This window comes from Rhodovulum sp. BSW8 (genome assembly GCF_003314725.1).
Taxonomy (GTDB): domain Bacteria; phylum Pseudomonadota; class Alphaproteobacteria; order Rhodobacterales; family Rhodobacteraceae; genus Rhodovulum; species Rhodovulum visakhapatnamense.
Window position 1 is genome coordinate 1 of sequence record NZ_QNVX01000052.1, and the last position, 2,620, is coordinate 2,620.

The 2,620-nt window shown below is 66.9% G+C and carries 1 protein-coding gene; it reads left to right on the forward strand.

Annotated features, from left to right (window positions below):
* Window positions 1-2,620 (forward strand): right-handed parallel beta-helix repeat-containing protein (locus DSD19_RS18630; protein ID WP_133260471.1); only part of this gene is annotated, 2,620 nt, incomplete at both ends.

Sequence of the window (2,620 nt, forward strand, 5' to 3'; positions counted from 1 at the left end):
CCGGACTTCGGCAATGTGACGGTGAACCCCGATCTCAGCCTGGCGCTGGTGCTGACCGGCGAGACCCAGACCGGGGCGCTGAGCTTCGACTATGCGGTGACCCATGCCGACGGCACGGTGACGACCCATACCGCGAGCCTGACCGCGGTCGAGGGCAGCCAGGGCGGCGGCTGGGGCGCGGGCGATTTCTACATGCTGGAAAGCGCCGAGGACGGCAGCCTGGTGATCGAGCATGGCGACGTGCACGAGACCGTCTATGTGACGGGCAGCGAGGCGGGGCTGAGCCGGGCCGACATCGCGGCGCTGGAAGGGATGAAGGTCGAGCAGGTGACCGACCGCTGGCTGGCGAGCCAGACGACCTACGGCTTCGACGCGGACATGGCGGTGGACCAGGACGTGGGCTCTGCGGTGTGGCGGGCGCTGACCGGGCCGGAGCCGTCCTCGCACTGGCTGCTTCTGGAACGGGGCTACAGCTATGACGACTTCAAGGGCCTGCTCGACCCCGGCGTGGTGGGCGAATCCGAACTGCATCCGATCTATATCGGAGCCTATGGCGAGGGCTCGGCGCCGGAGGTCACGCAAGAGTTGCGCAGTTTCGCCCAGACGAAGGAAAATATCGTCGTCGAGGGGCTGACCTTCAGCGACGGGGTCGCGCTGACCAATTCCGGGAACATCCTGCTGAACGACGTGACGATCACCGGGGGCACCCTGATCATCAGCAATGCCGAGGGCTTCACGCTGCGCAACTCGTCGGTCTACGACGTCTGGCGGGACGAATCCCTGAACGAGGAGGACGGGACCTGGGCGCCGAACCTGAACCGGGTGAGCGGGTTCTACCTGACCAAGTCGGACGGGGTTCTGGTCGAGAACAACTTCTTCGACCATAACGGCTGGGAAGACGGCTACGACTACGCCCGGTCGGCGGAAGACGGCCAGCCGCCGAGCATGTACAGCCACAATATCTACATGACCGTCACGAACAGCGACGTGACGCTGCGCGACAACATCATCATGCGGGCAGCCTCCTACGGGGCGCAGTTCCGGATGGGCGGCGTGGTCGAGGACAACGTGTTTCTCGACAACAATGGCGCGATCAACCCGGCCAAGGGCGGCTCGGATGCGGCCGGGAACTACAGCCTGGTGCTGGGCAACGTGGTGACCTCTGCAGGCAACAAGACGGTCGACCATTCCGAAGGGGCGCTGTCGCAGGGGATCAACGCGCAGGGCTGGGACGAAAGCCTCGTGGACAACATCATCGCCCATCTGGCGGACCCGAACAACGCCGCCGAGCAGGCCGAGAAAGAGAAGGGCCAGTTCGCGCTCGCGATCAATGGCAGCCTCTATTACAACGACACCGTGATCTACAACTGGACCGGCGCGAACAACGCCGACAAGGCCGGCGAGGTCGAGGCCAATGTGGACGGGCTCGACCGGGCGGTCCTCGACGAGACCACGATCCAGAGCTTCGCGGCGGATCTTCTGGGCAAATCCTCGGCGACGATCGCGGATCTGGCGGACTATCTGCGGGCGCAGGCCGACGGGGCGCTGGACGACGTGGTCGATGCCGACCTGATCATCGCCTTCTTCCGGACCGGGTTCGGGATGGATACGGACCTGCGGGCCGACGAGGCGGTGCTGCGCTTCGTCCCCGACGACCGGGGCGACGGGATGCGCTGGGACAACCGACTGAACTGGTCGACCGACGACCTGCCCGGGACCCAGGACGGGGACAGCGTCGATCTGGGCGGCAACTGGGTGAGCTATGGCAGTTCGACGACGGCGATCGAGGATCTCGATCTGGGCGATGGCGGGCGTCTGAGCGTGACCCAGGGCCGGCTCGACGTCGAGGGCACGCTTGCGGTCGGCAGCAGCTGGGGCGGGCAGGTGACGGTGGACGGCGCGGGTCAGTTCTGGACCGAGGGCTATGGCGACAGCGATCTTCTGTCGATCTCGGTGATGGGCGGGCGGTTTGCCAATACCGGGGTGTTCCTGGGCAATGCCGATCTGACGGTCGGCGAGAACGGCCAGGCGATCCTGGCGACCGACGGGGCCGGGTTCCTGCTGCAGGCGGGGCGGACGCTGACGGTGGTGGGCGACGACGCCCAGGTCGGGTTCGACGGCGATGGCGGGCTGTCGCTGTTGAGGCTCGACGACGACGCGACGCTGAAGTTCGTGGCCGAGGACGGGGCTCTGGGGACGATCGGCGAGTTCCGGAGCGGCCGGTTCGAGACCTCGGATGTTGTCTCGGGGGTGGATCTGGGCGATGCGACGCTGGCGATCGACCTGAGCGGCATGGCCGGGACCGCGTCGCAGACGGTGCTGCTGGAGGCGGACGAGCTCATCGGACGGTTTAGCGATCTCGACATCACCGGGCTGGGCGCGAACCGCAACGCGACGGTGACGATCGACTATGCGACGGACCGGGTGACGCTGGCGCTGTCGGCCTCGGGGACCGGGACGGGCCAGGTGACGCTCGACATCCTGGGTGCCGAGAGCGACGGGTCGGGCACGGCGCATTACCAGCAGATCGTTGAGGCGCTGCAGGCCGATTACGGCACCGCGCTCGGCGACCCCATCGCCGCGCATCTCGCCGACGCCTCCGCCTCGATCCTCGACTGGT